Source organism: Helicobacter sp. NHP19-012 (assembly GCF_019703325.1).
GTDB classification, from domain to species: domain Bacteria; phylum Campylobacterota; class Campylobacteria; order Campylobacterales; family Helicobacteraceae; genus Helicobacter; species Helicobacter gastrofelis.
In genome coordinates this window covers 55442-80442 of sequence record NZ_AP024819.1, presented here as the reverse complement: position 1 = coordinate 80442, position 25001 = coordinate 55442, and the positions used below count along the sequence as shown (strand labels likewise).

The following is a 25001-nucleotide window of genomic DNA, read 5'->3' as shown; positions in this document are numbered from 1 at the left end:
ACCCAATAGAGGTGAGATAGATGAGCCGTAGGGGCTTGCTCTTTTATGTGTGCTGTGTGGGTTCTATGGGGGCTTTTGATTATAAATTTAGCGGGACAAGTGAATCGGTCGCCAAGATCGGTTTTAACCACTCCCCCATCAACTCTAAAGAGGGCATTTTTCCCACAGAAAGTTTCATGACCCTAACCCTCAAAGCCCAAGTGGATGCGAGCTTGTGGGAAAACGAGAACAATAAAATCAGCGCAGGGTTAGGGGGGGGGCTGGGGGGGCTTGTTTACAACTCCACCAAAACCTTAATCGATCAGAGCACGGGACAGCTCTATGGATCTAAAATCTACTACTATTTTGGGCGTTGGTGGGGGTTTTTAGGCAACGCCCCTTGGAAAACATCAAATATTGAATCCACCCAGCACGCCCGCCCCTATGTGCTCTATAACGCTTTTTTGCGCTACGATTACCACCATGCCCTAACCATCATCGCCGGGCGTTACCTTTCCAAAACTATTTTTATGAGCGGTTACACCGAAGGCTTTGAGGCCTCCTATAAATTCCGCCCTTATTTTAAGTTGCGCTGGTTTAGCTCCTTTGGTAGGGCTTTGGCGGTGGGCGAGTTTATCCGCCCTTGGTATGCCCCCATCACGACTAAGAACAAGCAGGGCAAGGTGGTGGATTTGGGCATCCACGCTGTGGGCTTGAATTACGATACAAAACATTTTTCAGCGGTGGGCTTTGTGTATTTCTCGCCCAACACCTACACCACCCCGGGGTGAAACTCCACTACAACAGCAACCCCTCCTTTGCGGGGTTGGGCTTTAAATCCTTAACCGACATGACGGTGATTTTTCCCATTTACAGCCCACACCTCTACGATACATGGTATCGGGGCTCTATGCTGGGTAAGGGTGGGGTGAGTTTATACATCCGCCAACGCTTTGACTATAACCAATACAACTTTGGCGGGGGGTACTTCCAAAACTTCGGCAACGCCAATGCTCGAATCAACTGGTACGGAAGCCCCATTGGCATCGACTACCGCGACAACAGCGTTTACGGGGGGTTGATGGATAACATGATCTCACCCAATGCTGTAACAGGTTTTGTGTTTATGGGTGGAGTGCATAAAAAACTCTTTTGGGGGCTTGTGGGGCGTTTGACTTTCTCGCCTAGAGCCAATGAACAAAGCCTAGCATGGAACTTAGGGATCAAATGGAATCGTTATTTTTCAACGAACATTAAACTCGAATACAATGAAGTCGACACCCACAAGGGCTACAACATCGCCGAATGGTATACCAAAGACCCGAGTGCCCCCGCCACCCGCCAAGATAGAAGTTATCTAATGACCGCCATTAAGGCACAATTTTAGTAACATTTTGTAACATTTATAGGAGCTTCTGCACACTCTGTCTAAAAATGGGCATGACACCACTTAAATCTGTGCTAAAAGCTTAAAGACTAAATCCAAGGGGTTGCATTGATCACACGCAAACTAAGCCACATTCTCTATTCTTTGACTTTTTTAATAAACCCCCTCAAAGCCTTTGATTTTAAAATCACGGGGCGTTTAGACAGCTTTTCTAAAATAGGGTTTAACCACTCTAAAATCAACACTAAGTACGGCATTTACCCCACAGAGAGTTTTGTCGACATCGCCGGCTTTGCCCAAATGAAAGTGGGGCTGCTGCCCAAACACACCACAGACCACGAACTCAGTTTCAGCCTAGGCGGGGCGATGGCGGGCTTGCCCTACGACTCGACCAAGTATTTAAGGGATCAAGATGGGCAAATTTACGGCTCCGTGGTACACAACTTTATCGGGGGCTGGCATGGCTACTTTTTCAATAAATATTTGAGCCAATCAGTGGGGGCTTACCACGCCCGCCCCTATGTGCTCGACACCGCTTTTTTACAATACGACTACAAGCATAAGTTTGGCTTTAAAATCGGGCGTTATGAAGCCAACATTGACTTCATGAGCGGGTCAAACCAAGGCTTTGAGTTTTACTACCGCCCGATTAAAAATCTCAAATTTTGGTGGTGGAGCTCCTATGGGCGGGGCTTGGCGTTTAACTCTTGGATTTACCAGTTCTACGCTTCAACCCCCTATTTAAAACCCGGCGGGAATCCCAAAGACGATCGATCATGGATCAACTACGGCTGGCATGGCATCACCGCCACTTACGACTATAAAAAATTGAGTGCGCAGGCGTTCTTTTATTTTGCGCCTAAAACCTACAACGCCCCCGGCTTTAAGCTCATCTACGACACCAATAAAAACTTCCAACTTGTGGGCTTTCGCTCCCAAACCCTTTTCATGCTGACAATCCCCGTTTACGATTCGGGCTGGTATGACCCAAGCACAAAACAATACAGCATTTGGGATTCATTACAGCATGGTTCATATGTGGGTAAATACGGGGTAACTTTAAACATCCGCCAAGCCTTTTGGTGGAACCGCTTGGCGATCATCTTGGGGCTTTACCACACCTTTGGCAACTCCGATGCCCTCCTAGGCAGCCACACCATGCCCATGGGGAACAACACCTCCTATGTAAATAACTATGTGAGCTCAAGCATTGTCGGGTTTGACTTTTGGGACAACACAGCTTACGACGGGCTGGCTGACGCTCTCACCAACGCCAACACCACGACCATTTACGGCTCTGTGGGCAGCATTTATAAAAAGTTTGCATGGCACATTTTTGGACGCGTGAGTCTTGCCAACCGCAATGTGCAAGGGCACATCGGGCGCAGCAATGAATACTCCACAGCCCTAAGCTTAGACTACGCCTTCACCCGCTCGGTGTTCTTGCACTTTAAGCTCGAATACTACGGGGTGCAAATGCACCAGGGCTACCAAGTGGGCTACTTTGGCGCACCCCAGTGGAATAAACCCGACTATAGGGCGAATTACCAAGACAGAAGCCATATCATGACGAATGTCACTCTGAAGTTTTAGGCTTAGTATTAATAAAATACTTAAAGTAACATTCTATTTATTTACCAAATTTTTAAATTAAAATGCGTTTCTTTAAGAAAAAAAATACAAAAACTATATTAGAATGCACTTACACAATCGTAGTCTCGGGAGTAGCCCGGTTCTGGGGCCTTGCGGGTGTTCTGCGTAGTTCTCTAAATACCTAGGGTTACCAATCTGCGATTTGAAGGCAGCACTTAATGAATGAAGATAAAACGAAAAAAAGGTTACAAGGCATGAAGAAGAACGAAGACACTAGATGGAGTAAATTAGTAGAGGGGGTGCGTAAGTTGCGCAATGCGCTAACGCCCGCCTTGCTGGCTTCCTCCTCTTTGGGGGTTTGTGGGTTAGATGCGATCAGCTATGAAGTGCATGGCGATCTCATCAACTTCTCCAAGGTGGGGTTCAACAACTCCCCCATTAACCCGGTGAAGGGGCTTTACCCAACCGGTACTTTTGTGGAGTTGACGGGTAAATTAGAAAGCACCGTGCATTTAGGCAAGGGTTGGAGCTTTACCTTAGGCGGTGCGCTAGGGGGCATGCCCTACGATAACACTCGCTACGATAAATACGCTAGCGACATTAAAATACCGAAGTCTTGGGCGAATGCTTGTGGAAGTAACTATAACGGTCCGGACAGCGCAAACGGTTTCTGTGTGCCTTTCGATGACCCGAGTGCGCACCCCGTGCAAGGCTCTTACCAATACGCCATGCAGCACGGCGGCGTAGCTGACCCTAGGGGTATCGGTTATATGTTTATGGGTGAGTGGAACGGCTTGTTCCCCAACTACTACCCCGCCAGTGCCTACACCCCGGGGCAGTCGCGTAGGTATGAAATCTACAAGGCGAATGTCCAATACAAAAGCGATAAAATTTGGATCATCGCCGGGCGTTACGACACCACGCAAGTCAAAGACATCGACTGGTTCTACCAGTTGACCCAAGGTTTCTACGGCATGTTTAAACTCACGAATAAGCTGACCTTCCAAGTGTTCAGCTCCTGGGGCCGTGGTATTGCTGACGGGCAATGGATGTTCCCCATCTATCGTGAAAAACCTTGGGGCGAACACAAAGTCGGGGTGATCTACCAAGTGAACAAACACTTCTCCATCCACCCGCATGTGTGGTTTGCGCCTGAAGTGTTCACCGCTCCTGAGATCAAAATGTATTACGACACCAACCCCGAGTTTAGCGGTCGGGGCTTTCGCTCCCAGACCACTTTCTATGGCATGTATGTTTACCAATGGGACAACGCTATGTATGGTCGTTACGCCCCTGCGAGGTATAACACCTGGGATCCTTGGTTAGATGGCGGTAAATGGCGCGGGCTACAAGGTCCGGGCGGGGCGACCATTTTGATTAAAGAGCGCTTGGACTTCAATAACTACAATGTGGGCTTTGGTATCTACGATAACATCGGCAACCCGAACCCAAACATCGGTACTTATGGTAACCCCGTAGCGATCGATGGCGTCGAACAATGGACCGGTGGTATCTACTCACTAGGGTTTGCGTCTATCAACAACATCACCGACGCCGATGCTTTCACTGCTTATGTGAAAACCGGCGCGGTGTATGGCAAGTTTGACTGGGAGTTGGCAGAAAGGTACACCACCGCTCCTCGTGCGGATGGTCAGGCTCTAGCGTTGTATTTGGACTACCAATTTGGCAAACACATCAAAGCCGGGATCAAGCTCGAATGGTTCTTACAAGTCATCCGTGCGGGCTATAACCCAGGTGTGGGCTTCCTAAGCTACATGGGGCAACCTTTGAGCTTGAACACGGGTGCGTTCTCAGCTGCAGGCTTTTTCCAAGGTCCGCAAAACACGGGGGGCATTGCCCATACGGTTGTACAAGACCGTAGCCACTTGATGACCCACATCAGCTACAGCTTCTAGCCTTTGTTTTTACCTTAAGGGCTCTCTCCTTAAGGTATTCTTGTTATAATACCCCGCCTTAGTTTTCATAAATCTATCTCGAGCAGGTCGCCATGCAAGTTCAATTTAGAGGGAACCGCACCGCCCATAAGTGGCTTGTTCTTATGCTTCTTGTTTCAGAACGCATTTTGGCTTTTGATATGAGCATTAGTGGGAAACTGAGCAGTTACACGCTCTATGGCTTCAACAACAAAAAATACAACCCCTCCAAGTTCATTTACCCGACGGGCAGTTACACCTCGCTTTTAGCCGAAATGAATGTCAGCATGGACCTTTATAAGGGTTTGCACGCCGAAGTGGGGGGCATGCTCTCTGCCCTGCCCTACGACTCTACGGCGTATCAAGGCAACGACATCGCACCCGGGCAGCCGGGCGGTCCAGCGGTCAATGGGGGAAAAAATTATTATAACCACGATGGGGGGATATTTTGGGAATATATCGGGTGGTATGCCGGGCATAGCGGTTCAAATGTGCAACAACCCCGCTACGCCATGGTGCACAACGCCTACTTGAGCTACGACTACAAGGGGATTTTTGGCGTTAAGGGGGGGCGTTATGAGCTCTCCGATTACGACTGGTTCACCTCCTTTAGCCAAGGTGTAGAAGGGTATGTCAAATACAAGGACTATAAATTAAGGGTGCTCTACTCGGACGCTAGGGCTTCTGCGTCTAGCGACTGGTTCTGGCCCTTTGGGCGTTACTACACCAGCGGTAAGCCCTTAATGATCGCCGAGTTTAGATACCAAAAAGACCATTGGAAAGTCAACCCCTATTTTTATTCGATCTTTGGACGCATGAACGCTCCCGGGATCAACATCACCTACGACACCAACCCCCACTTTAGAAATAAGGGTTTCCGTTGGGTCGGCACTTTTGTAGGCTTCTTCCCCTTCTTTCCCCCCTCTGGGCGGGGTTATGACATCATCTTGTTCGGGCAAGAAACCATGGGCAAAGCCGGGCAAACCCTCTTTTTCCGCTCCCGCTTTTATTACAATAAATGGCAATTTGGCGGTAGTATTTACAAGAACATCGGCAATGCCAACGGCGACATCGGCATTTATGGCGACCCCTTGGGTTACAACATTTGGACCAACAGCATTTACGACGCCGAGATCAACAACATCGTCGGCAAAGACGCGCTCAATGGTTTTTTATACTTTGGCTCACGTTTCCATGGCATCACTTGGAAGGTGCTGGGGCGTTTAACCACCTCACCTAGAGCGAATGAACAAAGCGTGGCTTTGTTCTTAGGCTACTTTTTGAGCCGTTACAATTTGAAGTTCGACTTAAAATTAGAGTATTACAACAACATCACCAAAAAAGGCTATTGTCTTGGTTATGGCTTTGAGGGTTCTGATCAATGCGGTTCATGGGACACTGAGACCAATAGCTACGCCCCTCGCCTACCCCACAATGTGGATTCGGGCCGCAGCCATTTAATGTTCACCGTAACCTATGGTTTCCAGTTGCTCTAGGGCAAGAGCCACACCAACACCTCTTGCTCCCCCCCTTGCAAACAAGCCATAGCATTTGCGCCACTCAGCGCATCGATCGCCCCCGCCCCGTAGGCGTTGTCTTTGTAGGGCGTGAAGACCCCATTTTCTAGCTGTCCTAAAATTAAATACGTGCGTTGCCCCTTTAAATTTAAGGGGCTTTTGAGGCGTGCCTTAATGGGGGGTTCTTGTGTGTGGCTGCCGGCTTGTTTGCAAAGCACGGGGCGCACAAGGGCTAAAAAAGTCAGCACACAACTTAAGGGGTTGCCCGGCATGCCAAAGATGCGTGTTGTCCCCACACTGGCGCATAAAATAGGTTTACCCGGTTTGACATGCACCCCGTGGTAGTGGATTTTTGCGCCCAAGTGCGCCAAAGCCTCTTTAAAATGATCCTTATCGCCCACACTCACCCCGGCACTGCTAATGAGCACATCGTAAGCCAACGCCTCTTTTAAGCGTGCGCTTTGCTCTTGCAAATTGTCGGGCAAATGCCCTAAATGCGTGGCTTCAAAGCCCAAATTTTGTAGCATTGCCACCAATACAACCCCGTTTGTGTCGTAAATTTGGTGTGGCTTAGCAACACTGCCTAAAGGCACAACCTCATCGCCGCTGCTAAACACCCCTACTTTCAATTTTTTAAAAACGCTTAAAGTGGCTAGCCCTTGCGAGGCAAGCAAAGCCATGTGCCCCGTTTTTAGGCGTGTGCCCTTGCTTAAGAGTAAATCCCCGACTTTAATGTTTTCTCCCTCATAGCGGATATTTGCCCCCTTTTTAAAACCTAAAGGGGCTGTGGCGTGGGTTTCGTTGTAACTTTGCATTTTCTCCCAAGGCACGATAACATCCACCTCATCGGGCACGAGTGCACCGGTCATGATTTTTGCGCACGCCTTAGGGGGTAAGGTGTCTAGGGGGCTGCCTGCATAAAGAGTTTTAGCAATGGGTAGAGTTTGCCCCAAATCCTCTAGCCGCAAGCCAAAGCCATCCATGGCGGAGTTTGTGGCTTTTGGCAAAGGGTCTTTGGCGTGCAAATCTACTGCCAAAATACGCCCGTGTGCCTCTTGCAACGCCACTTCTTGCACTTCTAGGGGGATTTTGGGCAAATTTAACCCGATTTCTAAAGCTTTGGAAAATGCGATTAAATCCATGTTCTGCCTTTAAAATAATTTTGTGATCGCTTGGAATGCCTGTAACAATTCATCTTTAAAGCGGTGCATGATCGCGCCTAAAACCAAGATCAGCCCGATCAAGGCGATCGCAATTTTAAGGGGAAAACCCACTGCGAGCAAATTAAACTGCGGGTGGGTTTTCATGATCATGCCAAAGACAATGTCGCTAAACATCACGATCGCCAAAACAGGAAATGCCATGCTAAAGCCCACGACAAATAAATGCCCCAAGGCTTGCACACTCGCTTTAACGATGTGGTTAGAGAGCACAAAGCCCCCTAAGGGGACTTGCTCTAGGCTGTGTTGCACCCACAAGATCACCAAGTGGTGCATAGAGGTTTGGAGCATGGTTAAAATGGCTAAGAGTAGGACCACCTGCCCCACCACTGCCTTTTGCGCTCCTGAAACGGGGTCATAGGCACTTGCCATGGTAAGCCCCATGGAAAAGCTGATCGTGTCTGTGGCAAAGGCGATGGCGTTAAAGATGACATGCAAAAAGAAAGAGGCGCACAGCCCCAAAAATGCCTCTGCACAGCAAGCGATTAAAAAATCCTCAGCCCGCAAAAACACGGGACTAGGGGGCATGGAGGGATAAAAGACCAGAGTTAAAAAAAAGCTCAAAGCCCCACGCACAGACACCGGGATCAAATTATTGTCAAAAAAGGGAAAGAGCGCGACCACCCCACTTAAGCGCAAAAAGAGCAGTAAAAAACCCTGCACATGGCGATCGCTCATGTAGACTAACCAATCCAGCATAGGCGGCATTATAGCGCAGCAAGATTTTTATTAGGCTTTTAATGCTAGAATGGGCGGCTGAATTTTAATTTTATAAAGAGGAAGATATGCGTAGATTTTTCTGTGCTTTGAGTTTGTGTGTGGGGCTTGTGGGGGCGGTTGAGAGCAGGGTAGGGCAGGCTGTGGTGGATCTCATCGACAAACAAATCCATAAAAAAGTCAGCGTGCTAGAGGTTAAGTCCCTAAAGTCTAATAGGGAGTTTCAAGTGGTGGTGGTGGAAGACCCCGACACAAAATATAAAATCCCTTTGTTGGTGAATAAAAATGGGGATTTGGTATTAGGACTTACGAATATCTTTTTTAGCAAGAGCAAACAAGACACCGAGTTCGTGCAACAGATCTACCACGACACCCAAAGCTACAACTTTAAACAGCAAAATAGCGCAGCCCTAAATGCCCTTTTTGAAGGCTTGCCCCAAGGCTACACCATTGACTTAAAATCCACCACCCCCGGGGTGAAAAAGAATCTCTACATCATCTCTGACCCCATGTGTCCGCACTGCCACCACGAATTGGAGCAGATCGACAAACGCTTGAAAGAAGCCAATGTGCACATGGTCTTGGTGGGCTTTTTAGGGCATGAATCCACGCTCAAAGCCGCCGACATCTTAAAGCAAGTCAAAAAAGCCCACAACACGAGGGATAAAGTGGACTTGTTGCAAAAAGTTTACGCCACCGCCTACAAAGTGGCAGATGCCCCCGATGACAAAGTCCAAGAAGTGGAAAAGGTAACCAAAAAGGTCTTAGACACGGGGCTTATCAAGGGCGTGCCTTTCATTTACGAGTACCACAAAGTGAATAAAAAATAACTATTTGGGGGGCAGTCTTTTTAAAACCACTTGACTATACGCCCCCCAAAAAATATAAAGAAAAGTAAAAAGCCCTAGGAGCCCTTGATACCACAAAAACCCCGCCACTTCTAAAAACCCAACATGTTCTTTGGCAAAACTAAGCAAAATCAACATTTGCGCTCCATAGGGGATAATCCCTTGAAAAACGCACGAAAAAACATCTAAAATCACCGCACTTTCCCGCCGATCCACCCCAAATTTTAAACTGATTTTCTTGCTGATCGCCCCCACAATCACGATCGCCACGGTGTTGTTCGCCACTGCTAAATCCACAAGGCTCACCAACGCCGCAATGCCCACTTTCGCGCTCTTTGCGCCCTTAATACAACCCTCGATCTTAGAGATGATCCACGCCACCCCCCCCTCTTTATCCACCATGTAAGCAAGCCCGCCCGTAAGCAAAGAGAGCAAAAAAATCTCTTGCATGCTTGAAAAACCCTTATAAACTTCTTGCCCTAAAGAGAGCCAAGTAAAATGCCCCCCATAAAGCCCAATCCCGCCTGAAAGCGCGATCCCACTAAAGAGCACCAAAAAGACATTGACCCCCAAGAGTGCCAACACCAACACAAAGACATAGGGCAGGGTTTTGATGAGTTCATAGCTGTGGGCATGCACGGGCGTGGCGTGGGGGGGCTGCCCCCAAATCAAGAGCAAGATTAGGGTCAATACGCTCGCCGGTAGGGCAATGTAAAGGTTGATTTTAAACTTGTCCTGCATGCCGACATCTTGCGTGCGGGTGCTGGCGATCGTGGTGTCCGAGATGATGGACAAATTGTCCCCAAACATCGCCCCACCCATAAGAGCGGCTAGGACCAAGGCTAAGGACAAATGCCCTTCCTCAGCTAACCCTACGGCAATGGGGCCCAAGGCGACAATCGCCCCCACGCTCGTGCCAATCGCCAAAGAAATGAAGGACGCCATGGCAAAAATCCCGGCGGCTAGATATTGTGGGGGTATGTAGGTGATCCCCAAATTCACGGTCGCATCCACCCCCCCCATCGCCTTGCTCACCACCGCAAACGCCCCGGCAAGTAGGTAAATCACGCACATGGTCATGATGTTTTTATCCCCACAGCCACTTAAAAAGTCGTTGAACTTCTGCTCCAAGCTTCCTTTAAAGAGCATAAAGGCGGCCGCCACCCCCACCATCGCCGCCACAGGTCCGGGTAGTTTGTAAAAGCCCATTTTCACCCCGCTAAATTCTAAATAAAACCCTGTGCCTAGGTAAATCCCAATGAAGATCCCAAAGGGGATCAGGGCGTGAAAATGCGGTGTGTTTTCCGACTCGTTAGTCATTTTGTTCCTTTTTAAGTTGGTTGATGAGCCCTTCCAAACGCTCTTTAGCGCGCTCGTGGTTTGCTATAAAATCCCTATGGGCGTGGGCGTTGGTGTAGTTGGTAACACAAAACACCCCAAAACATGGCAGGCCATAACATTGTGCCACACTAAGCACGCCAAAAAACTCCATGTTTTCTAACAAAATACCCGCGTGGCACATGGCTTTAGAGAAGTCGGCGTCTGTGTGTATGTAGTTGCTGCTATTGACAAGGGCTATCGGTAAATCTAAAGTTGGTTGCGCTTGCGCTTGCACACCATTGTCTAGGGGGGTGTAGCTATGCTTTAATGTAAAACTCTCTTCAATTTGCGTAGCTTGGTGGCTGATAAAAAGACTTAAAAGGGGCATAGAAAAATCGTAACTGCCCGCTGTGCCGATAAAAATGATCTCTTTAGGCTTTTCAAGCAGACATAGGCGGCTTAAATTTAAAGTGCTTTGCACCAAACCCACGCCCACACTTTTAGCGCAAGCAAAACTCTCTGTGTTACCTGCACACACAAACATAAAACCCCTTTTTTTGCAAAGTCTAGCCCTTAAGCTAGCCCATGTTAAAATAGCTAAAAGTTTTTAAAGTGAAATTATGGCACTTTTGGGGCAGCATTTTTTGCACGACCCGCACTATTTAGAGCAGATCTTGCAATCCATCCCCCACGCCCACTTTGCCGATGCCGTGCAAGTTGTGGAAATAGGGGTTGGCTTGGGAGATTTGACAAGCCGACTGCTTAGCAGGTTAAAGCCACCCAAAAGTTTGTTAGCCTACGAGGTAGATACCCGTTTAGCCCAAAGGTTGAAACCGGTTTTAGGGGCATTGGCGGGGCGTTTGGACTTGGTTGTGGGCGATGTGATGCAAAACAAAGGGGTCAAGGATGGAGAGAAACAACAAATTGGAGGGCTTGGGGTCTTTCAGTGCGCTTTTTTGCACCCCAAGCCCTATTTTTTGGTTTCCAATTTGCCCTATTACATTGCCACGCCGATCCTCACAAGATGCCTTAAAGATGCGCTTTGCGTGGGGATGGTGGTGATGGTGCAAAAGGAAGTGGCGCTGAAATTTTGCGCCGCTGCAAATGAAAGCGACTACGGGGCTTTGAGCGTTTTAAGTGCCAGTGTGTGTCTTGAGCGCGCGTTGTTGTTTGAAGTCCCCCCTAAAGCCTTCAACCCCCCCCCAAAGGTACAATCTGCCGTGATGCGCCTACTCAAAGCCCCCACCAGCGAGGCAAAGCAAGAGTGCATGCCCCTTGCTTTCTTAGAGAGTGTGTTAAAAGCGTGCTTTCAGGCAAACCGCAAAACCCTTTTTAACAACCTTAAAAAAACCTACCCCGTGGCGCAAATCCAAGAGTTTTTCACCCAAAGCGGGCTGGAGCTTTCCACTCGCCCCCACCAAGTGGCACCCGCCCACTATGTCAGTTTGGCGCAATTCTTTCACAAAAAAATAAACAGGACAACACATGGAAAACAATCCCTTTAAAGACAATCCAGCAGAGGGCAATCACAAAAATAACCAAAACCCCCAAAACCATGAAAACCCCGCCCAAGAAGTCCGGGAGAATCAAGAAAGCCCCCAAGGTGGCAACGCCCCCCAAAACAATAAAAGGCTTCATAAAAACCGCTTTAATAACCGCATCAAACAAGGCAGGGAGGCGATCAACAACAACCCCCGCATGCAAGAGCAAAGCGGGGTGAAAAACATCACCAAAGCCAACGAGCGGGGTAATTTGGGCTTTCATAAAGAATTAAAACAGGGCGTGGAGGCAAACCATAAAATCCACATCAACCACCTAAACCCCCACTACAAACTAGATTTAAATGTCAAGGCACGGGTGAAAATCACGCCCCTTGGCGGTTTAGGCGAGATTGGGGGCAATATGATGGTGCTAGAAACCCTAAACCAGGCTATCATCATTGATGTTGGGATGAGCTTTCCTAGCGAGGACATGTATGGCGTGGATATTTTGATCCCCGATTTTAGCTACCTACACAGCATTAAAGATAAAATCGTGGGCGTTTTAATCACCCACGCCCACGAGGATCACATCGGGGCGGTGCCCTATCTTTTCAAGGAATTTCAATTCCCCCTTTATGGCACGCCTTTAAGTCTTGGCATGATTGGCAATAAATTTGATGAACATGGGCTAAAAAAATTCAAAAGCTACTTTAAAATCGTGCAAAAACGCCAGCCGATCCAAATCGGGGAGTTTGTCGTGGAGTGGATACACATCACCCACTCCATCATAGACGCAAGTGCCCTAGCGATCCAAACTAAGGTGGGGACCATCATCCACACGGGCGATTTTAAGATCGACCACACCCCCGTAGACAACATCCCCACCGACCTTTACCGCCTAGCGCACTATGGGGAGCAGGGGGTGATGCTCTTACTCAGTGATAGCACCAACTCTTACAAACCGGGCATTACGCCCAGTGAAAGCAGTGTGGGGCCCGTGTTTGAAAACCTCTTTAAAAACGCCAAGGGGCGGGTGATCATGAGCACCTTCTCCTCCAACATCCACCGCGTCTACCAAGCCATCCAACACGCCTTAAACCATAACCGCAAAGTCGCCGTGATCGGGCGTTCAATGGAGAAAAACCTAGACATCGCTAGAGAGCTAGGCTACATCCACCTGCCCTCAAAAACCTTCATTGAGGCGCACGAGGTGGAGAAACACCCCGACCATGAGGTGTTTATCGTCACGACCGGCTCGCAGGGCGAAACCATGAGCGCGCTTTATCGCATGGCAACCGATGAGCACCGCCACATCAGCATTAAGCCTAGCGATTTGATCATCATTTCGGCTAAGGCGATCCCGGGCAATGAGGCGAGCGTGTCGAGCATTTTAAATTTATTAATGAAAAAGGACGCGCAAGTCGTGCACCACGCCTTTGATGTGCATGTGAGCGGGCACGCCGCCCAAGAGGAGCAGAAATTAATGTTGCGCCTCATCAAGCCCAAATTCTTTTTACCCGTGCATGGCGAGTATAACCATGTCGCCAAACACAAGGAAACGGCGATCTCTTGCGGAATCCCTGAAAAGAACATTTACCTAATGGAGGATGGCGACCAAGTGGAGGTGAATCCTAACTTCATGCGCAAGACCAAGAGCATTAAGAGCGGAAAAAGCTATGTGGACAACACGAACAACACCAGTATTGCCGAAAAAATCGTGCAAGAGCGCCAAGAAATCGCCAGCGCTGGGCTACTAAGCGCGGTGCTCTTCATCTCCAAAGAGGGGCAGGATTTAATGCCCGCTTCTAAGCTCACAAGCCTTGGCATCGTAAACATGCAAGAGGAGAGGGCGTTTTTAAAAGAGCTGCACGGGTCGCTGAGCCTTCACATCAAAGCCTTGCGCCAAGACATTTTGGGCAACCACAAATACCTAGACGAAAGCGTCCGCAATTTCTTAAGAAAAGCCTTGTTTAGGCACACCAAAAAATACCCGGCGATTGTAAGCCATGTGTTTGTGAGCTGATGAGAGCGTGGGTTTTGGGCTTAGTGGCGGCGGCAAGCTTAAATGCGGCGGAGGTGAAAATGCACACAATTTATTTAGCCGGAGGGTGCTTTTGGGGTTTAGAGGCGTATATGGAGAGGATTTATGGGGTGAAGGACGCTCTAGTGGGCTATGCCAATGGCAAGAGCGATCAAACCAACTACCACGAATTACACAACACCGACCACGCCGAGACCGTGAAGGTGGAGTTTGACCCGTCTAAAATCAGCCTAGATAAACTCTTGCTCTATTACTTCAAGGTGATCGACCCCACGAGTTTAAATAAGCAGGGCAACGACATGGGGCGGCAGTACCGCACGGGCATTTACTACACCGACAAAGCCGATGAGCCCATCATTGCCAAAGCCCTAGCCCATTTACAAAGCCATTACAAAGAAAAAATAAGGATTGAGCTAGAGCCTTTAAAAAATTTCGTGGTGGCAGAGGAATACCACCAAGACTATTTAAAGAAAAACCCCGGGGGCTATTGCCACATTGACCTCAAAAAAGCCGATGAGGTCATCATCGACCCCAACGACTACCACAAACCTAGCCTTGAGCAGCTTAAAAAGCAGCTTACCGACTTGCAGTATAAGGTAACGCAAGAGAGCCACACCGAACGCCCCTTTGACAACGAATACGACAAGCTAGACAAGCCGGGGATTTATGTAGACATCACCACGGGCGAGCCCTTGTTTCTCTCCACCGATAAATTTGACAGCGGTTGCGGCTGGCCCGCTTTCTCTAAGCCCATTGAAAAGGAAGTCGTGAGCTATGCCAAGGACACCAGCCACAACCGCATCCGCACTGAGGTTAAAAGCCGTGTGGGGCACGCACACTTAGGGCATGTCTTTGAGGACGGACCTAAAGAGCTTGGGGGCTTGCGTTATTGTATCAACAGCGCGGCCTTAAAGTTTATCCCCCTAGAGGACATGGAAAAAGAGGGCTATGGGGCTTTGATTCCCGTGCTTAAAAAAGCCCTACTGAAAAAAGAGGTGCGTAAATAATGGACTACGCCCACCTTGCTGCACAGAGCCTAGATTTAGCCATTGAGGCGCTGCAAGATGCCAAGAGTGGCTTAAGCCACAGCACCCTAAAGCCCATTGTAGAGCTGCTGGGCAATGCCCCGCTTGTGGTGGTGATGGGGGTGGGTAAGAGCGCGCACATTGGACACAAAATCGCCGCCACGCTCACCAGCACTGGCACGAAGGCGGTGTTCTTGCACCCCACAGAAGCGGTGCACGGGGATATGGGCATTGTGGGCGAAAAAGACGCGATTTTAGCCATCAGCTATGGCGGTGAGAGTGTAGAACTCTTAGAAGCTCTGCGCTACATTAAATGCGCCGGCGTGGTGGCGATGAGCAAACATAAAAACAGCTCGCTTGCTAAGAGCGCAAGCCATCATTTAGAGCTAAAAATTAAAAAAGAGGCGTGCGGGTTTAACTTAGTCCCCACGACTTCCACCACCCTAAGCCTGGCTTTAGGCGATGTCTTGGCGGTGTGTTTGATGGCGTATAAGAACTTTAGCCAAGAGGACTTTGCCAAGAGCCATCCGGGCGGACTCTTGGGTAAAAAAATGCATTTAAGGGTGAAAGACATTTACCGCACCACCAATTTACCCTTAGTGGATGCCAATTGTTGCTTGCACGAGGCGCTCTTGGAGGCGACCGCAAAGGGGCTAGGCAATGCGCTTTTAGTGGATAGTGGGGGGCATTTAGTGGGGGTCTTAAGCGATGGGGACATTAGGCGCGCCCTTTTGCAGCCGGAAAACTTTGATTTAAACGCCCCGGCTAAAAACTACGCCACCTTAAAACCTAGGATCATCACCGACTTAGACATGCTCGTGGTGGAGGCACTAGAGCTCATTGAGCAAACCCAAATCTCGCTCTTAGTGGTGTGTGATAGTAAAAATCAAGTCTTGGGGGTTTTGCACCTACACACCTTACTTAGTCTAGGTTTAGGGAGCTAAAGTGTTTGAAAAATTAGAACTCATCATCAAGGACATTGAAAACGCCAAGGAAGAGGTAGAGCTTTTACTAAGGATCGCCCATTTGAGTTTGAGCGATTTTATTTTAATGAAGCGGGGGAGTTTGGACATCCCGCCCACTTTGGACATGGCGTTTTACACGCAAATTGGCGAAAGAGTGGAGGAACTCAAAGAGGCCATCAACGCCCTCAACAAATATAAACGAGAAATGTTGGTTTTTTAAAGGAATTTTATGTGCGGAATTGTGGGCTATTTAGGGCTTGCTGAGAAAAAAGAGCTGTTGATCCACGGCTTGGAGGAACTAGAATATCGGGGTTATGACAGCGCAGGGCTAGCGGTGCTTGAGGCTGACAAACCCCATTTGCACTTATTTAAAGTGAGCGGCAAGGTGCAAGCCCTGCAAGAGCGCACCCACAACTTCAAATCCAACGGGCTAGGCGTGGGCATTGCGCACACCCGTTGGGCAACCCATGGCAAGCCCACAGAAGCCAACGCCCACCCGCACGCCTACAAATCCTGCGCCATCGTGCACAATGGCATCATTGAAAACTTCGCCCCATTAAAAGCCCAGCTACAAGAAAAGGGGCATGTTTTTTCTAGCCAGACAGATAGCGAAGTGATCGCCCATTTATTTGAAGAGGCATTGAGTCAAGAAACGCATATCAGCGTTAAAACCGCCCTACAAGCCTTTAAAAGCACTATCACCCAGTTGGAGGGGGCATATGCGATCTTACTCATTTGCGACAAGTTGCCCACCTGCATTTTTACGCCAAACAAGGCTCGCCCCTACTCATCGCCACAGGTGAAAACGGGATTTATTTAGCCAGTGCGCCCAGTGCCCTAGTGGGCAAAGCTAGCCACATGGTGCGTTTAGCCGATGGGGTGGTGGGTGTGCTTGAGGCGGATAGACCCTTAAACCTAGAAAAGCTGGGCAAGCTAGATAGCGTCCCAACAGATAGCCAGCAGGGCGATAAAGAGGGCTTTAAAACCTATATGGAGAAAGAGATTTACGAGCAGGGCAGGGTTTTAACCCTGCTTGGGCGCTTAAGCCCCAAGGGCGTTAGCCTAGAGTTGCCCGAGGGCTTTTTAGAGGGGGTGAGCTGTCTTAGCATTTGTGCGTGCGGGACAAGTTACCACGCTGGACTCGTGGGTAAATACTTGATCGAAAGTTTAGCCGGGCTTAAGGTGCAGGTGGAGCTAGCCAGCGAATACCGCTACGCCCAGCCCGCCACGCTAAAGGGCGAGCTCTTCATCGCCATCTCGCAAAGCGGAGAGAGCGCAGACACCCTAGAGGCGTTAAAACTTGCCAAGACTCTAGGCTTAAAGACACTTGGCATTTGCAATACCCAAAGCTCGAGCATGGGTGCTTTGGTGGATGCCATGCTTTTAACGCATGCGGGGCTAGAACGCTCTGTGGCCTCCACGAAGGCCTTTGCCAGCCAAGTTTTGGTGCTGTGGCTTTTAGCCTTGCAACTTGCCAATTTAGGAGGGACTTTAGAGCCTCAAGAGGAGCAAGCCCACCTACAAGCCTTAAGCACAAGTTTAGACACCATGCAAGAGGCATTAAAGGCACACACCCAAATTAAGGACTTGAGCATCCAAATAGCCAAAAGGGATTTAAAAGGGTATTTTTTCATGGGGCGGGGGGTGTTTTACCCGCTTGTGCTTGAGGGCGCGCTCAAACTCAAAGAGATCGCCTATGTGCACGCACAAGGCTACGCCAGTGCCGAGATGAAACACGGGCCCATCGCCCTAGCCGATAGCACTCTTTTAAGCACGACTTTACTCCCACAAAACCTACTCTTTGCTAAGAATTTAAGCAATGTGGAGGAGCTCAGTGCCCGCGATTCTTTGATTTTCGCCCTAAGCCCCCTAGAGGTCGCCCCTGCCACCTTTTACTTAAGAACTCCACCCTATCCCCACTACATGAACGAGTTTTTTTACATGCTCGTGCTTTTGCAGCTCTTTGCCCTAGAAATGGCGCAACTAAAAGGGTTGGATGTAGATAAACCCCGCAATTTAGCTAAAAGTGTGACCGTTGAGTGAAAATATCCCTATTTATATTATCCATTTAGAAAACTCCGCTAGGGATATTGCCCCCCTACTGTGGCATTTAAACTATCTCTTGGAGAGAACTCCCCACAAGGGTTTTTCTATACAAGTGTTTAACGCTATCCACGGGCATAAGGACTTCTTAGCTAAGGGCATCACCTACACCCACACCCACGCCGTGTTTAACGATTTTAGCCCCCACCTGCCCGACTTTAAAGAGGGATTAAGTTTAATGCGCCTTGCCTTAAAAAGCCGTGTGAACTTCCAAAGCTTCGGGCAACTGGGGTGCTTTGCCAGCCATTATTTGTTGTGGCAAGAGTGCGTGAAACTGCAAAAGCCAATCATTGCGTTAGAAGACGATGTCCTACCCACTTTTGAGTTTTTTGAAAAGTGCGCTTTAGGGTTAGAGGGTCTCTACGCAAATAAAGCCCAAATGGTGCGGCTTTTTGCCCCTTACTTTAAACGCCACTGCTTGACAAAGTCTAAGGGATACCACTTTGATCAGCTCTTTAGTCCTATGGGGGGCATGGGGACACAGGGGTATATCTTAAGCCCGCTTGGGGCGCAAAAGCTCATCGATCGTTGCCCCGAGCAATGGATTTTACCCGTAGACACCTACATCGATGCCTACTACACACATGAGGTTTCTTGCTTAACTTTTAAAAATCCTGCCCTATTTGTGGATGAGCTCGTTTCACAAATCCCACACGCCAGCACGGACTATTTTAAGGGTAAGCTTAAGTTTTTTTCTCATCTCATGCGGGCGTGCAACTATGTACTCAAGTGCCGTCTCTTTGTGCAACACTTGCTCTTTTCATTTTTAGCCCGCAAGGCCTAACAGCCAATGCTTAGGCGGGCAGAGAGCATGAAGTCCTCTTTGGCTGGGGTGCCTTGGGTTTTAAAGCGGGTGGGGACGGGGCTGGGGTAAAAGTCTAAATGCTGTATGTGGCATTGTTTATTGAATTGTTTACTAAGCCAGCTCACTTGTTCTTGGGCTTTTTAATCAAGTCTTGGCGCAAGACACTCCAATCCACCTCTTCTATTTGGGGGTAAAGGGCAGGGGTGCTTGGTAAAATGAGCCCAGTTTTTGACACCACTTGAGAGATTTTGTCTTTTAGATCATCGTAGGCTTTGAGCTTGTCTGCAGGGATTTTACAATCCATCACACCTTGCAAGTTGTAGCCGTTTAAATTTTGTTTAGGTCCAAAGCTGTAGTAGGGGTGCAAGCTGTAGGTGGCTTGTTGGCATAAATGACTCTTTTGGGCTAAATCGTTGATCTCTTTAAAACTCTCTTTGATCGCCTTGTCCTGCTCAGGGCTTAAGGTTTGGCTCTTTAAGAGCTCTTGGCTCGCGCTAAAGATAAAATGCGCGCTATAAGCTTTAGGGGTTAAAGCTTGCGTGCTTTTGATCTGTAAAGCGATGCTACTCTCTTGGTTCTTTTGGTGTTTGCCTAAAACAAAGCGTTCAAAACTAAGCCCACCGATAAAAACCCCCAAAAATACCGCAATTACAAATGCATTTTTGACATATCTCATCGTTACCCTTTGTTTTTAAGAGATTTGGATTTCATCCAACTTTTTAAGCCTTGCGCTCATTTGCTCCACCTCATCTAAATTGTAGTGCTCTTTGATGTGCCCGATCACCTCTTTGACAAGAAGCAAGCTTTGCTTAGGGACTTTGTCTAGGGCGATGTCCGTCTTGTTGGTCAACACGCTGCGATAGACATGCATTTTTAATACAATCCACTCAATATGGTGCATCACATGGTTTAAACCTATTTCAAGCTCTTGGTTATTGTCTATGCTTCTATGGCTATCATCTACGAACGCCTCCAACACCTTTAAAAACTCCTCAAAATGTGCGTTGATGCCCGTGCTCAAGCGTTGCACCTCCACGAAAGCGGCGACCACTTTATTGATCTCTTCTTCAAAACTACTAAAACTGCTTTTAATGTTGTTGACCTCTTTGGTTACCCTCTCGGCTAATTTACGGATCTCATCAGCCACCACCGCAAAACCTCTGCCCTGCTCTCCGCTTCTGGCTGCCTCAATGGCGGCGTTGAGTGAAAGTAAATTTGTCTGATCGGCAATGTCACTAATCACATTTGTAACCTGCATGATGAATTCCATGTTGCTTTTGAGTTCATCCATCACGGCATTTGTATTCGCACAGCTCGCATTGAGATCGTCTAAGTCTGTATGTATGCCGTGGATTTTATCTTGGCTTTTTAAAGAATTTGCCTCGATGTTTTGGGCTAACTCTTTATTTTCCAAGCATTGCTTAACACGCTCAGATAATTCACCAAGCACCTCTAAAATGCCCTTGGCTCCCCCACCCATCTCTGCTAAACGCAACACAATTTCGCTATTATTAGCTTTTATGATCCCATCGACATGGGACTTAGCATGCGTGGCGTATTGTTTAAAAATCCCCCGATAGCCCTCTTCAAAAACATTTCGATAATCCTTGCCCTCCTTAGCCGCCTGCACGCATGCATTCATTTCCCTAAACACCGATTCGACTTGGTCTAAGAAATCGTTTAAATCGTGCATGATCTGGCTATAAGGACCTGCCTCATCGATCTCTGTCATGCGGCACTCCAAATAGCCGTCTCTAATTTGGGCGGCGAATTTTTGGATTTTAGCTAAAGAAACATCCGGGCTAGTGCTGAACCACTTAAGCATGTGCATCCTCATAGGCGTTGGAGTTGGTTGACCCATTGTTCATAATTACATTCTTGCTTGAGCAAAAACTCTTCAAAAACCCGCTCACTCTCAGCAACCCCACTCTTTTTCTCGGCTTCTAACAAACGGGCATAAAGGGGGATGACAATCTCTAGGGCTTTTTTATTGGGGGCACGCCGCACAGAGTAATAGCCAATGATGTTGTGTTGCTCATCGATGGAAGCAGTGATGTTGGCAAAAACCCAATAAAAATGCCCGTCAAAGGTTTTATTTTTAACATAGGAAAAGATTTCTTTTTGTTTGGTGATGGTTTCCCACATGAGCTTAAAGATCAAAGCGGGCATGTCAGGGTGGCGGACAATATTATGCGGTTTGTGTAAAATATCTCTCTCATGGCAATTCAAAATTTCTAAAAAGGTTTATTAGCGTAGGTGATGTTGCTCTTTGTGTCTGTTTTGGTTACCAAAAAATAATTCTTGTCAACAAACTTTTCCATGATCTCCCTTTGGCACTCCAACCCCTTGATTGTATCTAAAATTAATAATCTTTATCTTTAGAATTTATCAGCCCCCCCTCGATTAAAAAGCGCGAAGGTTCATAAGCGGTCTTTTTCATTTTATCCTCTTTGGCGTAGGACAAATATAAATGATCTCTAGCGCGGGTTACCGCCACATAAAACAGCCGCCGCTCTTCCTCCAAGCTCCCACTTTGTTTGGCTAGCTTGAGGTTAGGAAAGCGCCCCTCCATCAGATCGATCACATACACCGTGTCAAACTCCAGCCCCTTGCTCGCATGCACGCTTAAAAGCTGCACCCCACTGCCGCTTGCCATCTCTTTAGAGCCTAAGACCATTGCGTGCAAGAAGTCGCGCAAACCTTTATAACTTGTGGCAAGCTGCACCAATAAATCCACCCTTTGTTTGATCTTATCTAATGCGCTCTCGCATAGTTTTTCATCCACGCGCCCATCTTTAAGTTTCGCCCGCTCTCTGGCTAGGCTTTGGGTGATGTTGTCAAACCACGCCGACCTAGCAATATGGGTTAGGCTATGGGCGGGCAACTTAGGGCTATAAGTTTTGCAAAGGGTGTAGAGTTGGTCTAAAAAAGTGGCGGCGGCTTGGCTGAGTTTGGGGTGGGTGAGTAGGGGGTGGTTTTTAAACGCAGGGCTCACTTGGTGGGTGGGGGTGGCTGGGGGCAGAATGGATTCAAACAAGCCCATTTGGGGGCGTTTAGCCTGCGGGTAGGGGTTTTTGTTGTTGGGCTTTAACAAGCCTTGTAGGCTATTGCCATCGCCTAAAATTTGCAGGGCTAAATAAAGGTCTTTGGCTAGAGCGTTACCAATCCCGCTGCCATGGCTTAAAACCTGCATGGTCGCCATCATGTCCTTAGAGTAGCTCAAAAAAGCGCAAGTGTCCAAGAGTAATTTCACTTCCTTGGTGTCAAAAAACCCCACCCCCCCCTTGCGCCTTGAGGGCACGCCAAGCTCCCTTAGTGCCGCCTCGCACCCTTCAGCACTGGAGTTATTTCTAAATAAAATCGCTGTGTCTTCAAACCCCCCCCGCCTAGCGATGTGTGCCGCAATGCCCTTGTATTGCTCAAACAGCTCGCCATATTGCAAAAGGGTCGGGGTGGAGGGGTTAGCCGCTTTCACCACCTCCAATTGCTTGGGGTAAATGCGGGGGTTGTTGGCGATGACTTTATTGGCAAGGCTTAAAATCGCACGGCTGGATCGGTAGTTTTTCTGCAAGGTGAAGACTTGAGCTTGTTTGTACTTCGTGGCGAAATTGCTAATAATAGAAATGTCCGCCCCATTGAAGGCGTAAATGCTTTGGTCGTAATCGCCTACGCAAAAAAGGCTTTGGGGGCGCAACGCGTCTAAAACCGCGTCTTGCAAGGGGTTAGTGTCTTGGTATTCATCGCACAGCACTTCTACAAAGGCAGGGGGCTTTTGCGCCATGGTTTCCTTGTAGCGCAGCAACAAGTCGTTGTAGTCTACATAGTTTTGTTCTCTCTTAAGCTCGTTAAAAAGCTCTAGGGCACACTCATAACGCTGAATGTAGTCGGCTTGTTTGGCGTTGCGCCCCAAGAGCCAATCGGCAAAACTCTCTTTACTTTGGGCGTTGATGTAGTAGGAGTGTAGATCGTATAAGTGGCTCGCCCCATAGGCATCGTCTTCTTTGGTCTTGTGGTCCTGCTCTAAAATGCTTTTAAGCAGGGTTTGCATTTCTCTAGGCTGTTTGAGGCAGAGCGTGGGGTCAAAGGTTTTTAAGTAGCGGTAGGCGATGGCGTGGAAGGTCCCCGCTTCAATGGCGGCGGCTTTGTCTGTGTGCTGGGCGAGTCTTGCCTTCATTTCTTGGCTGGCCTTGTTGGTGAAGGTGAGCAATAAAATTTTCTTAGGGTCAATGCCGCTTTCTAGCAGGTGTAAAATCCGCCCCACAATGGTGGAGGTCTTGCCCGTGCCCGCCGAGGCGATGACTAAATTCGCCCCTAAGGGGGCTTTGGTGGCTTGTAATTGCTCCGCGTTTAAACCCACTAAGTCAGCTCTTTGATTTTGTCTAAAATCGCCGTAGCACGCAGTTTTAAAAAGTCTTGGTAGTTCTCAAGCACTTTAGGGTCGTTTATGTCGATTAAATGGGTTTTGAGGCTATCTTGCAAATGGGGGTTTTTGGCGTGAAACTCGGGGATATAAACCTTAGGGGGCTTGTCTTTGATATGCTGGTTGAGCTGTGCGCTTAAAAACGCCACATTGGCGATCACATCGGGGTTGCTCTTGGGGGCTATGTGTTTTAAGTGGTTTTTGGGGAAGAAGTGGTGTAGGTTGCGTTTTTTGGTGTTTTGCAAAAAGAGATTGTCGAGCACCACTTTACTATTGTTATCAAAATCCCTAGGTTCTAAAGTGGCGAGCACACATAAAACCCCCCGATGCAATCCGCTTTTAATGTTGATTTTCTCTCCTGTCAAAAACTCTTGGGTGATGCTATAAAATGGGAGTTCTTTTTTAAAATCAATGGGCTTTTCTTCATAAATGCACTTCACCAAACCTAATTGCTTCAGCAGAGTGTCCCCATCTGTTTTAGTGCTAAAAAACGCCCCCCTAAAAAAGAGTCGCCTTAAGTTGGTGATTTGGCTAGCGTTAGGGCTTTTATATCCGCTTAGGGCGTAAAAATACGCCATAAGCATGAATAGACCCACTGAGGGCAAAAAGTCAAAAGAGGGGATTTTTAAGTCGTGCTTGAGCAAGTGGGCGGCGCGAGAAAAGCAGGGGGCGGCAAAATTCCATGTTTCTTGCACCTTCTCGGGTTCTAGTTTTAAAATGGTGGGGATGGAGATTCTTGCTTTTAAATTAGACGCATTGCTGTGCAATAAATACGAAATGAGTTGCAGCACCACCATAGGCTGGTTAAAGGCGTAGTCCAAGTGCCCCAGCTCATCTGTGAGGTTTTCAAAGCACTCTTGCAAGTCAAATTTTGGCTTGATGATGATGGTTTGGCTGGGGTCGGTTTTTGCAGGGCTGTAAAATTTTGCACACATCACTTCAAAGGGAGTGAGCTTTGTCCCGCCCGTGTTGATCCGTGCAAAAATCTCCACAATTTGCTCTAGTGGGGCGTTGTCAATGGCAACAATGGGGAAGCGGTAATTCTCCATGCGCTTTTTAAACTCTTCAAAGCGTTTCGCCTCTTGCAGGCTCAAGTTGTATTTTTCTTGTATCTCCAAAATGCTTTGGGTGATGAGGTCATAGACGCTCACCGCCACTTCATTAAGCTCGGCTTTAGGGTCGCCCACAAAACAAAAATCTTTGTCCTCATCGACTTCTAGCCTTAGCATGATGTCTTTATAATCGTCTATTTTTGGGGGCTTGGTTACGGGGGTCTCTTGTTGGGTGTTCTTTTCTTGGTAGTGGTCTTTCTTGCGCTTTCTTTCAATTTGCAAGCCCTTAAAAACCACAAACAACGCGCCCATGCGCTGTTGCCCATCTAGGACATAATAAATGTGCTCCTCTGCTTTGGGCTTTCTAATCTCCACCTTGCCTATTTTGCGATTGGCCTGCAGCCTCTCTTTGGTCTTCCACAGCACGAAGCTGCCCGTAGGAAAACCCCTAACAAGGCTGTCTATGAATTTAGCCACCTGCTCCTTACTCCACACAAAATCGCGCTGAAACCTAGGGATTTGGTACTCGCCCTCCTCTAAAAAGCGCACCAACTGCGCAAAACCCTTTTCATCGTAATTGCAAAAGGACATGCT

At 48.2% G+C, this 25001-nt stretch carries 19 protein-coding genes and 3 pseudogenes; 12 read left to right on the top strand and 10 right to left on the bottom strand.

Annotated elements, in window-relative coordinates; translation table 11 throughout:
- Positions 1 to 20: 20 nt before the first annotated feature.
- The 4 genes and pseudogenes from K6J74_RS08940 to K6J74_RS00350 all read left to right on the top strand — a co-directional run bounded on the left by K6J74_RS08940 (position 21) and on the right by K6J74_RS00350 (position 6389).
- A pseudogene (locus K6J74_RS08940) lies at positions 21 to 1366 on the top strand (outer membrane family protein).
- Positions 1367 to 1474: 108 nt separating this feature from the next.
- Positions 1475 to 2959 carry an outer membrane family protein gene (locus K6J74_RS00360; RefSeq protein ID WP_221271983.1) on the top strand — a complete coding sequence of 495 codons (1485 nt, stop codon included), beginning with the start codon at positions 1475 to 1477 and terminating at the stop codon, positions 2957 to 2959.
- Positions 2960 to 3213: 254 nt separating this feature from the next.
- Positions 3214 to 4875 (top strand): outer membrane family protein, encoded by a 1662-nt coding sequence (locus tag K6J74_RS00355; protein ID WP_260321607.1) that lies wholly within the window; start codon positions 3214 to 3216, stop codon positions 4873 to 4875.
- A gap of 143 nt (positions 4876 to 5018) precedes the next feature.
- Positions 5019 to 6389: an outer membrane family protein gene (locus tag K6J74_RS00350; RefSeq protein WP_260321738.1), complete on the top strand. Its 1371-nt coding sequence runs from the start codon at positions 5019 to 5021 to the stop codon at positions 6387 to 6389.
- Here K6J74_RS00350 and K6J74_RS00345 read toward each other — a convergent pair.
- On the bottom strand, positions 6386 to 7552 hold the full coding sequence (locus K6J74_RS00345) for a molybdopterin molybdotransferase MoeA (protein ID WP_221271981.1): 1167 nt from the start codon (positions 7550 to 7552) through the stop codon (positions 6386 to 6388). The genes K6J74_RS00350 and K6J74_RS00345 overlap by 4 nt on opposite strands.
- Before the next feature lie 9 nt (positions 7553 to 7561).
- On the bottom strand, positions 7562 to 8329 hold the full coding sequence (fliR, locus tag K6J74_RS00340) for a flagellar biosynthetic protein FliR (RefSeq protein ID WP_221271980.1): 768 nt from the start codon (positions 8327 to 8329) through the stop codon (positions 7562 to 7564).
- A gap of 86 nt (positions 8330 to 8415) precedes the next feature.
- Here fliR and K6J74_RS00335 point away from each other — a divergent pair, with 86 nt between their 5' ends.
- On the top strand, positions 8416 to 9177 hold the full coding sequence (locus K6J74_RS00335; RefSeq protein ID WP_221271979.1) for a DsbA family protein: 762 nt from the start codon (positions 8416 to 8418) through the stop codon (positions 9175 to 9177).
- Here K6J74_RS00335 and K6J74_RS00330 read toward each other — a convergent pair whose 3' ends face one another.
- Together K6J74_RS00330 and K6J74_RS00325 are read right to left on the bottom strand one after the other, a co-directional pair.
- On the bottom strand, positions 9178 to 10515 hold the full coding sequence (locus K6J74_RS00330; protein WP_221271978.1) for a Na+/H+ antiporter NhaC family protein: 1338 nt from the start codon (positions 10513 to 10515) through the stop codon (positions 9178 to 9180). It abuts the gene before it with no gap.
- Complete coding sequence (locus K6J74_RS00325) at positions 10508 to 11059, bottom strand: phosphorylase family protein (protein WP_221271977.1); 552 nt, start codon at positions 11057 to 11059, stop codon at positions 10508 to 10510. Before K6J74_RS00325 ends, K6J74_RS00330 begins: the two co-directional genes overlap by 8 nt.
- A 76-nt stretch (positions 11060 to 11135) precedes the next feature.
- On the opposite strand from K6J74_RS00325, the gene rsmA reads away from it, so the two are divergent.
- The 7 genes and pseudogenes from rsmA (at position 11136) to K6J74_RS00290 (ending at position 18914) form a co-directional block, all read left to right on the top strand.
- Positions 11136 to 12020 carry a 16S rRNA (adenine(1518)-N(6)/adenine(1519)-N(6))-dimethyltransferase RsmA gene (gene rsmA / locus K6J74_RS00320; RefSeq protein ID WP_221271976.1) on the top strand — a complete coding sequence of 295 codons (885 nt, stop codon included), beginning with the start codon at positions 11136 to 11138 and terminating at the stop codon, positions 12018 to 12020.
- Complete coding sequence (locus K6J74_RS00315; protein ID WP_221271975.1) at positions 12001 to 14019, top strand: ribonuclease J; 2019 nt, start codon at positions 12001 to 12003, stop codon at positions 14017 to 14019. Before rsmA ends, K6J74_RS00315 begins: the two co-directional genes overlap by 20 nt.
- Positions 14020 to 14078: 59 nt before the next feature.
- The gene (gene msrB, locus K6J74_RS00310) at positions 14079 to 15044 is read left to right on the top strand and encodes a peptide-methionine (R)-S-oxide reductase MsrB (RefSeq protein ID WP_260321737.1); all 966 of its coding nucleotides are present in this window, start codon (positions 14079 to 14081) and stop codon (positions 15042 to 15044) included.
- Positions 15044 to 16006: a KpsF/GutQ family sugar-phosphate isomerase gene (locus tag K6J74_RS00305; protein WP_221271973.1), complete on the top strand. Its 963-nt coding sequence runs from the start codon at positions 15044 to 15046 to the stop codon at positions 16004 to 16006. The genes msrB and K6J74_RS00305 overlap by 1 nt, the downstream gene beginning before the upstream one ends.
- Before the next feature lies 1 nt (position 16007).
- Positions 16008 to 16247, top strand: coding sequence for a DUF2443 family protein (locus K6J74_RS00300; protein ID WP_221271972.1), 240 nt, complete (start codon positions 16008 to 16010; stop codon positions 16245 to 16247).
- 9 nt (positions 16248 to 16256) lie between these two features.
- Positions 16257 to 18070: pseudogene (gene glmS, locus K6J74_RS00295) on the top strand (glutamine--fructose-6-phosphate transaminase (isomerizing)).
- The gene (locus tag K6J74_RS00290; protein ID WP_221271971.1) at positions 18063 to 18914 is read left to right on the top strand and encodes a glycosyltransferase family 25 protein; all 852 of its coding nucleotides are present in this window, start codon (positions 18063 to 18065) and stop codon (positions 18912 to 18914) included. Before glmS ends, K6J74_RS00290 begins: the two are co-directional and overlap by 8 nt.
- On the opposite strand, the gene K6J74_RS08280 is transcribed toward K6J74_RS00290, so the two are convergent.
- From K6J74_RS08280 to K6J74_RS00265, 6 genes and pseudogenes are all read right to left on the bottom strand, one after another.
- A complete protein-coding gene (locus K6J74_RS08280) occupies positions 18911 to 19060 on the bottom strand; it encodes a hypothetical protein (protein ID WP_260321606.1) in 150 nt (49 codons plus the stop codon). The two genes, K6J74_RS00290 and K6J74_RS08280, sit on opposite strands and share 4 nt — an antisense overlap.
- Positions 19057 to 19611 carry a hypothetical protein gene (locus tag K6J74_RS00285; RefSeq protein ID WP_260321605.1) on the bottom strand — a complete coding sequence of 185 codons (555 nt, stop codon included), beginning with the start codon at positions 19609 to 19611 and terminating at the stop codon, positions 19057 to 19059. Before K6J74_RS00285 ends, K6J74_RS08280 begins: the two co-directional genes overlap by 4 nt.
- A 15-nt stretch (positions 19612 to 19626) precedes the next feature.
- Entirely contained in the window at positions 19627 to 20760 is a 1134-nt protein-coding gene (locus K6J74_RS00280) for a methyl-accepting chemotaxis protein (RefSeq protein ID WP_221271970.1), read from the bottom strand.
- Positions 20761 to 20768: 8 nt separating this feature from the next.
- A pseudogene (locus K6J74_RS00275) lies at positions 20769 to 21256 on the bottom strand (PAS domain-containing protein).
- Between the two features lie 41 nt (positions 21257 to 21297).
- Complete coding sequence (locus tag K6J74_RS00270; RefSeq protein WP_221271969.1) at positions 21298 to 23292, bottom strand: ATP-dependent helicase; 1995 nt, start codon at positions 23290 to 23292, stop codon at positions 21298 to 21300.
- Positions 23292 to 24998, bottom strand: coding sequence for a GmrSD restriction endonuclease domain-containing protein (locus K6J74_RS00265; RefSeq protein WP_221271968.1), 1707 nt, complete (start codon positions 24996 to 24998; stop codon positions 23292 to 23294). Before K6J74_RS00265 ends, K6J74_RS00270 begins: the two co-directional genes overlap by 1 nt.
- Positions 24999 to 25001 lie beyond the last annotated feature (3 nt).

Bases quoted from the DNA above. Each gene is read 5' to 3' on its own strand.
- K6J74_RS00355 (WP_260321607.1), top strand. From the start codon at position 3,214: ATGAAGAAGAACGAAGACACTAGATGGAGTAAATTAGTAGAGGGGGTG.
- K6J74_RS00350 (WP_260321738.1), top strand. From the start codon at position 5,019: ATGCTTCTTGTTTCAGAACGCATTTTGGCTTTTGATATGAGCATTAGT.
- K6J74_RS00345 (WP_221271981.1), bottom strand. From the start codon at position 7,552: ATGGATTTAATCGCATTTTCCAAAGCTTTAGAAATCGGGTTAAATTTG.
- fliR (WP_221271980.1), bottom strand. From the start codon at position 8,329: ATGCTGGATTGGTTAGTCTACATGAGCGATCGCCATGTGCAGGGTTTT.
- K6J74_RS00335 (WP_221271979.1), top strand. From the start codon at position 8,416: ATGCGTAGATTTTTCTGTGCTTTGAGTTTGTGTGTGGGGCTTGTGGGG.
- K6J74_RS00330 (WP_221271978.1), bottom strand. From the start codon at position 10,515: ATGACTAACGAGTCGGAAAACACACCGCATTTTCACGCCCTGATCCCC.
- K6J74_RS00325 (WP_221271977.1), bottom strand. From the start codon at position 11,059: ATGTTTGTGTGTGCAGGTAACACAGAGAGTTTTGCTTGCGCTAAAAGT.
- rsmA (WP_221271976.1), top strand. From the start codon at position 11,136: ATGGCACTTTTGGGGCAGCATTTTTTGCACGACCCGCACTATTTAGAG.
- K6J74_RS00315 (WP_221271975.1), top strand. From the start codon at position 12,001: ATGGAAAACAATCCCTTTAAAGACAATCCAGCAGAGGGCAATCACAAA.
- msrB (WP_260321737.1), top strand. From the start codon at position 14,079: ATGCACACAATTTATTTAGCCGGAGGGTGCTTTTGGGGTTTAGAGGCG.
- K6J74_RS00305 (WP_221271973.1), top strand. From the start codon at position 15,044: ATGGACTACGCCCACCTTGCTGCACAGAGCCTAGATTTAGCCATTGAG.
- K6J74_RS00285 (WP_260321605.1), bottom strand. From the start codon at position 19,611: ATGAGATATGTCAAAAATGCATTTGTAATTGCGGTATTTTTGGGGGTT.
- K6J74_RS00280 (WP_221271970.1), bottom strand. From the start codon at position 20,760: ATGCTTAAGTGGTTCAGCACTAGCCCGGATGTTTCTTTAGCTAAAATC.
- K6J74_RS00265 (WP_221271968.1), bottom strand. From the start codon at position 24,998: ATGTCCTTTTGCAATTACGATGAAAAGGGTTTTGCGCAGTTGGTGCGC.